The 8119-nt window shown below is 44.0% G+C and carries 2 protein-coding genes, 1 tRNA gene and 1 pseudogene; all 4 read left to right on the forward strand.

The features are described from left to right. Positions 1-281 precede the first annotated feature (281 nt). Positions 282-2627, forward strand: coding sequence for a ferrous iron transport protein B (gene feoB / locus K6G33_RS04640; protein ID WP_296776782.1), 2346 nt, complete (start codon positions 282-284; stop codon positions 2625-2627). Beyond that, the gene (locus tag K6G33_RS04645; RefSeq protein ID WP_296776784.1) at positions 2628-2774 is read left to right on the forward strand and encodes a FeoB-associated Cys-rich membrane protein; all 147 of its coding nucleotides are present in this window, start codon (positions 2628-2630) and stop codon (positions 2772-2774) included. 110 nt (positions 2775-2884) lie between these two features. Next, positions 2885-2958: transfer RNA gene (locus K6G33_RS04650), tRNA-Arg, on the forward strand. Between the two features lie 647 nt (positions 2959-3605). Next, a pseudogene (locus K6G33_RS04655) lies at positions 3606-8119 on the forward strand (hypothetical protein); the annotation flags it as partial.

Genomic DNA, 8119 nt, shown 5'->3' on the forward strand with positions numbered 1-8119 from the left:
CCACCTCAGAAAGGATCGTCAGCCTTCGTTGTTTTATACTGTATATATCCCATTTTTGTGTTCTGATCTTGTTTTTGCCTGATATTCTGTGTAATTAGCCCCTCTGCGTTGCTCGCAGAGGGGCTTTGTGGACAGGCTGAAAAACTCCCTTTATGGGAGTTTTTTTATTTATGTGAAATAGCTGCTGAAAAGAGGTTATATCCTCCTAACCATATTAGCATGACAAAACTTCAATAGTGTGCTATAATTTAATAAGTATGTAATTTCAAAGAAGGTATAATATGACTTTAAAGGAATTAAAAGCAGGCGAAAGTGCTATTGTTGAAGTTGTCGGCGGTGAGGGAGCTCTCAGGCAGCATTTCCTCGATATGGGCGTTATCCCGGGAGTCGAGGTCACGCTGGAGAAGTTCGCTCCCATGGGCGATCCTATGGAGCTTCGTATACGAGGCTATTCGCTGACGCTGAGACTTGCTGATGCTGATAAAATAGCTGTCAGACCTATAAACACAAAGACTGCTGAAGCAGAGCAGAAAAAGAAAAAATCAAAAACCAGCCACCCGGGACTCGGCGAGGGCGGTAGATTCCATGCCAAAGGAGATGGTGACCCGCTTCCTGAGGGTACGCAGCTCACTTTTGCTCTTGTCGGCAACCAGAACTGCGGAAAAACTACGCTTTTCAACCGCCTTACGGGTTCAAATCAGCACGTAGGAAACTTTCCCGGTGTTACCGTAGACCGCAAGGACGGCCCTATAAAGGGGTATCCTAATACTCTGGTCACGGATCTTCCCGGTATCTATTCCATGTCGCCCTACAGCAGCGAGGAGATAGTCTCACGAAACTTTGTACTCGACAGCAAGCCGAGAGCTATTATAAATATAGTTGATGCAACGAATATAGAGCGAAATCTCTACCTGACAATGCAGCTCCTTGAAATGAATATCCCAATGGTCGTTGCACTGAACATGATGGACGAGGTAACAGGCAACGGCGGCTCGGTGGATATTAACACTATGGAGAATCTCCTCGGTGTACCTGTTGTACCGATATCAGCTTCCAAAAACAAGGGCGTTGACGAGCTTATCGACCATGCGCTGCATATAGCTCATTATCAGGAAAGGCCGCTTCAGCAGGATCTCTGCGACGGTCAGCACAAGAACGGCGCTGTACACCGATGTCTCCACGGAATAATCGCCTTGATAGAGGATCACGCTGTCAGTGCGGGGATACCCGTAAGATTTGCGGCAAGCAAGCTTGTCGAGGGCGATGCGCTGATACTTGAACAGCTCCGCCTTGACGATAATGAAAAGGATATGCTCGAACATATCATAAGCCAGATGGAAAAGGAGCGCGGTCTTGACAGGAGCGCTTCGATAGCCGATATGCGCTTCGCGTTCATACACCGTGTCTGTGAGGAATCAGTCGTAAAGCCGCGCGAGAGCAGGGAAACTATCCGCAGCCGAAGGATAGACAAGTTCCTGACAGGAAAATATACTGCTATCCCGTCATTTATTATGATAATGATACTGGTATTCATTCTGACGTTCAACGTTATAGGAGCATGGCTCCAGGGACTCCTTGAAGTCGGTGTGGATAAGGTCACGGAAGCAGCAGACAGTCTGCTGAAAAGTATGCATATCAACGATACTATCCACGGACTTGTTATCGACGGAATTTTCACCGGTGTCGGAAGTGTCATGAGCTTCCTTCCTGTTATTGTTACACTGTTTTTCTTCCTGTCTCTGCTTGAGGACAGCGGATACATAGCGCGAGTAGCCTTTGTGATGGACAAGCTCCTGCGAAAAATCGGTCTTTCGGGACGAAGTATAGTTCCGCTTCTTATAGGTTTTGGCTGTACAGTTCCTGCGGTAATGTCGACGAGGACGCTGCCGAGTGAACGTGACAGAAAGATGACCATACTCCTTACGCCTTTTGTGAGCTGTACGGCAAAGCTTCCGATATATGCATTCTTCGTGAATGCGTTCTTCCCGGGACGCGGCGGACTTATCATGGCTGGTATATATGTGTTCGGAATAATTTCAGGAATAATAGTAGCGCTTCTCTACAGAAAAACGCTTTTCCGCGGTGAGGCTGTTCCGTTCGTAATGGAACTGCCGAATTACAGGCTGCCCAGTGCGAAAAATGTTGTCCAGCTGCTCTGGGAGAAGGCAAAGGACTTCCTGCAAAGAGCTTTCTCAGTCATTCTTATGGCAACAGTGGCTGTATGGTTCCTACAGAACTTCAGCTTTAAATTTGATATGGTAAAGGATTCGGAGGACAGTATCCTTGCTGTAGTTGCAGGAGTATTCGCCCCTGTTTTTGAGCCGCTGGGACTTGGAGACTGGCGTATAGTCACATCATTTATAAGCGGATTCATGGCTAAGGAAAGTGTCGTATCCACAATGGAAGTGCTTTTCGGCGAAAGTCTGGGTGCAGCTGTCACAACGGGTGCGGCTGCGGCAATGCTTGTATTCAGTCTGCTCTATACACCGTGTGTTGCGGCGATAGCAGCCGTAAAGCGCGAGCTTGGAAAAAAATGGGCATTCACAATGATCGTTTTCCAGTGCGTTGTAGCGTGGATCGCAGCATTCGCAGTAAAGCTCATATGTATGGCTTGTGGAGTGATATGAATGAATATTTATGATATTATCCTGATAATACTTATTGCTGCGGTACTTGCATGGGCGGTGCGAAGTATGATAAGATCACATAAAAGCGGAAACAGCTGCGGCAGTTGCAGCGGCTGTCCCCATGCAGACAGCTGTCACAGAAAATAAAACGTAGCCGTTCGGAGCAAAACTTCGGACGGCTTTTATGTAAAAATATAAAATTATATTTCAGCACTTGCAATGAGCAGAAAAATGTGGTAAAATAATATTTAGGTTATGTCCCAATAGCTCAGTAGGATAGAGCGACTGCCTCCTAAGCAGTAGGCCGGAGGTTCGACTCCTCTTTGGGACGCTGAAAGCTGCATTGATGCAGCAGCGCAACGCTCCGCTTTATGCGGAGCGTTAGTTTTTTATATGAACTATGCTATCAAAATTTCCGAAAAATGAAGAATGAAATTGGCTTCATTTGCTGAAAGATAAGATTATTTTGAAAATTCAATGTGAATTTTTTACTTGTAATGGTAATATGAGATACTGCTTTACTGCACCATTTTGTTTTTTTTATGTCACAAACTGCTGCTGATTGGCTTGTGAGCGTTTAATAGCACATAGTGCGCGATATGTAATGTGAGAAGCATAAAATAATGCAATGGTAAAATGTAGATATTAAATTTTGTTTAATTGCAAATAATATATACAAGTGGTTGACTTTTTGGTCAGAATAGTATAAAATAATATTTGATTAGGTATCTGCATTGCCTGATCGGATATAGATATGGGATTGAGAATGGTTTTATTATACTAATAGGGGTCAGTACTGCAAAGAGTGTCTGATATTATATTAAGATAACTGTAGCCTCAATCTGTGATTGGGGCTTTTTGTTTATATTTCCAGATCTCTGTAAATGCAGCAAGTAGGTAATAAATAACCGGACTTGCACATTATTTGCTGATGAAAAAATAATGTAGAATCCCGTAAATAAGCAATGGAGGGAAAAAATGGAAGCAGAAGTATCTATTTTAACATGGATAAACGGCTGGCGTGAGTCCAAAGGTTTATCCAAAGATGAAAAACTGACAGAAGAGCAGGTAAAAGCCTTTGTTGCTGAATTCAAAGAGAATTTTGCATTCAGTTCAGAGGTAAGCGGAAAGGCTCTTATCTTCAGCGAAACAGCAACTGATGAGCAGATCGCTTCAGTTCTTGGCAGGTACAAGGAGAACGAAGCCGTTGTAATGAGCGGTCTCGACGAAGTAAAGCTCGTAAACAGCGATGAGTTCAAGGCAGTCGTTGCTGATGCTGTCGGAAGTGATTGGTTTGGACTCGTATATGAAGGTTCTGTCGAAGGCGTAAGCACCGGTATGGCTTTCGAGGGCGAGCTTGCTATCAAGGACTTCGTATGCTCTGAGATCGTAAACAAGAGCAAAGCTCCTGAGGTCATCGCACTTGTAAGTGATGATGATATCTACAGCATCTGGAACAGAACGCTCCTCAATTCTACATTCCTTAATGAGAATGTTAATAGCATTAACGGTGTAACTAAGGGCGAACTGTATTCGATGGGCTATAATGCTACAAAATATCTTGGATATTTGCCTGAGAGCGCCGCTCTTGTTACAACTGAGTATATTGGTGCGTTAGCAACGGAATACACAGGAGAAAGCGTACTTAAACCAAAATCAGGTGAAAGTACGAGTGACTATCTGACAAGATTTGGAGAAGGAGATTATTTTTCAAAATATGCTAATGTTCTCCAGTATTTAAGTGATCGTCAGAAGTTTTCTGTAGATGCAATATACTTTTTAAAACAATATGGCGATGTAATTGATGAAAAAAGCAAGTTAGAGCTTATTGAAGCAGCTGAAATTAATCCTTCCGAACTTGAAAGATTAATTAATGGCGCTCAAATGACTTTTGGCTATGAATATGAATATACCAATCCGTACATCATAGGTCTTGTTAAAGAGCAGGGTGGCGTAATCAATTCTATAGTTATTCCAACTGAGAATGAGAAAGAACCTGATACAGTTGTTATACCGGAGAACAACGGTCAATCAAATAATGATAAGACAGTTGTTTCGACAACAACTGATAATAAGCCTGAGCCTGCAACAACCACCACTCCAACTACTACAACAAATAACGATACAACACCAACAACTACCACGACACCAACAACTACCACGACACCAACAACCACTACAACACCAACAACTACAACCACACCAACAACCACTACGACACCAACAACTACCACGACACCAACAACCACAACCACACCAACAACCACTACGACACCAACAACTACCACGACACCAACAACCACTACAACACCAACAACCACCACCACACCTGCAACAACAGGCACTACCACAACTACTACAACTACTGCAAATACAGGTACAACTAATACAACACCTACTACAGTAACTCCATCTATAAACACAGGTAATACACATTCTACAAATACAACAACTACCACTAATAATACAACAGGCTCAAATAAAGAATCTTCTGTTCTGGCTGAAGGTTTTACATATGGTAAAGGTATATTAGATGATATTTATACTATCACAGATTCTGGAAATGGTTTGTGTAGCGGATTAAAAGCAGGTATTGCAACAAAAGCCGGCTTGATAAGTCGAAATGTGGATTTATGGACGAGATTTGGTGAGCAAAAACCAGGACTGTTAGATATTTATAAGGATTATAATAGCTATATAAAAGAAGCTGGTAAAACTGGTAATGCTGCTAAGTGGGGAAATGCATCCAATAGTTTGAGTAGTGCGGGTAATGCACTTACAGCTGCAAGTTTTGCTTTAGAAGTAGGTTCAATTGTTGCAAAAGCCGCTAATGGTGAAATATCTGATAAACAAGCATATTGGCAAATTGGCGGAGCAACAGTTGGAACAATTGCTACGGCTGTAGTTGCCGATGTTTTACCTAAGGCAGTTGCGCCTTGTATATCTTCTCTTGTAAGTGGAATGACTGCTACAGGAGGTGCTGCAGCAACTGTTGCAGGAGGAGTAGCAGGTTTCCTTGCAGTAGCAGCTGCTATTGACGCAGCATTTATAGGCGCGTGGATTGGTGATGTTATAAGAGACGCTACTGACGGTGATGGCGAGTTCCATCCAATCAAGGATTGGATAGATAGGGCTGAAGGAATTGGCGAATTCCTTTATGATCTTTTACATCCTGATGATCTGGTTGACAGATACAGCAGTGCAAAATCAGCTGTTGTCCGCGTAGATCCACTCATCTTTGACCTTGGCAATGACGGCTTCGAGATCATCGACAAGACAGAGGGCGTATACTTCGATAAGGATAACAACGGCTTCAAGGAGAGGATCGACTGGACAAAGAGCGATGCATTCCTTGCACTTGACCGCAATGGCAACGGTACTATCGACGAAGGTTCTGAGCTGTTCGGTGATACAACATATATCAACGAAACAGGCGAATATGCCGAGAACGGCTTTGCAGCTCTCAGACAGTACGATGAGAACGGTGACGGAATCATCGACAAGGAAGATTCTGTATTCACAAAGCTCCGCCTGTGGACAGATGCAAACAACAACGGTATATCCGAGGAAGACGAGATCACTACACTTGCAGACCACAAGATCGTATCTATTTCTGCTATCGCTAAGGAAGAAAAGATCGACACAGGTACAGAGTCTGTTATCGACGGAACTTCAACATTCACATATGCTGACGGCAATATCGGTGATTTCGGTGCTCTCTGGGCAACTTCAAATCTTTATGATACTCAGGAAGTTGACCATGTTGAGAAGGAAGGCTTCGATATAGCACATATCGGTAATATGCCTTCACTTGCAAAGGCTCTGAAGTATGATGACGGCACTCTTGCAGGCTATATCGAGAGCTTCATGAATGCTGAGAACGCTGCTTCAAAGATGGAGAGCCTTGACAATATACTCTTTACTATGTCAGGTTCATTAAATATTGATCCTAAGTCAAGAGGCAACGGCATGGACGCAAGAAGACTCCATGTTATCGAGACTATCATGGGTGAGAATTTCGTTGGTGTAAACGGCGCAAATCCGAACTCTACAGCTGTAGGCATACTCAACGGTATGTACAACAAGATCAGCGATTATTACTATACAGCATTCACAAGCAAGGTAGTAGCTCCTTATGTAGAGCTCCTTGTACCTTACAATACCGAAGAAGGCAAGCGCAAGTTCTATTCAGGCATTATGAACATTGCTATAATGCAGGAACTTGGTAAACATCCTGATTCGACAATACTCACAGATGTTTGCAAGTATCTTGCAACTATGGGTATTGAGGGCGAGGTAGATTACGATATCCTTATTGATGTCAACTCGTTCTTCTCATACGATTCAAAGTACTCAAATGCACTCAGCAAGGAATTTGTATCACGCGGTGTATACCTCGGAACAAGCGGAAGCGAGACCATTAACGGTTCAAATCAGGCAGATGTCATCATGGGCGGTGCAGGAAATGACCAGCTCAACGGTGGTGCAGGAAACGATACATATTACTACGGTGCAGGCTTCGGCAATGATGCTATATTCGATAATTCAGGAGTTAACAAGATCGTATTCAAGGGTCTTAGATCTACTGATGTATATGCAACATTCCCTGCCTCTGGCTATGATGCGATCGTTACTATCGCTTCTACAGGTGAGAAACTCACTCTTCAGGACTTCAGATACTCTTCAAGCTACAGAAACTTCACACTCGTATTTGAGGATAAGACTGTTGGCGTTGCAGAAGCAGGAAGCCCGTTCCTTGATGTAAGAGGAACAGACAACGGCGAGTCGATGCCGCTGTTCTTCGCAAATGGTACAGCATACGGCTTCGACGGCGATGACGTTATTAACGGTACAGGCGGAAGCGATTTCATTGTCGGTGGTGCAGGTAATGATACTCTCAACGGCAACGGCGGCGATGATACTATCGACGGCGGTACAGGTAACGATGGTATCTACGGCGGTGCAGGCAACGATACATATATCTATGGCAAGGGTTACGGCAATGATGTTCTCTTCGATAACTCGGGCAAGAACAAGATAGTATTCAAGGATCTCAAGAGCACAGATGTATATGTAGTATATCCAAGCTCAGGCTATGATGCTATACTTCACGTTATCGAGACAGGCGAGACACTCACTATCCAGGACTTCAGATACTCTTCAAGCTACAGAGACTTCACACTCGTATTTGAGGATAAGACTGTTGGCGTTGCAGAAGCAGGAAGCCCGTTCCTTGACATCAGAGGAACAGATTCTGATGAAACTATCCCGATGTTCTTCGGCGGTGGTACTGCATACGGCTATGAGGGCGACGATATTATCCACGGTACAGGCGGCAACGATTATATCAACGGCGGTACAGGAAATGATACCCTCAACGGCAACGGCGGTGCTGATACAATCGACGGCGGCACAGGCAATGACGGCCTCTATGGCGGAGCAGGCAACGATACATATATCTACGGCAAGGATTACGGTAAGGACGTGCTCTT

This window comes from Ruminococcus sp. (assembly GCF_024691275.1).
Lineage (GTDB): Bacteria > Bacillota > Clostridia > Oscillospirales > Ruminococcaceae > Ruminococcus.

Coding starts and splice junctions, on each gene's coding strand:
- feoB (WP_296776782.1), top strand. CDS start 282: ATGACTTTAAAGGAATTAAAAGCAGGCGAAAGTGCTATTGTTGAAGTT.
- K6G33_RS04645 (WP_296776784.1), top strand. CDS start 2,628: ATGAATATTTATGATATTATCCTGATAATACTTATTGCTGCGGTACTT.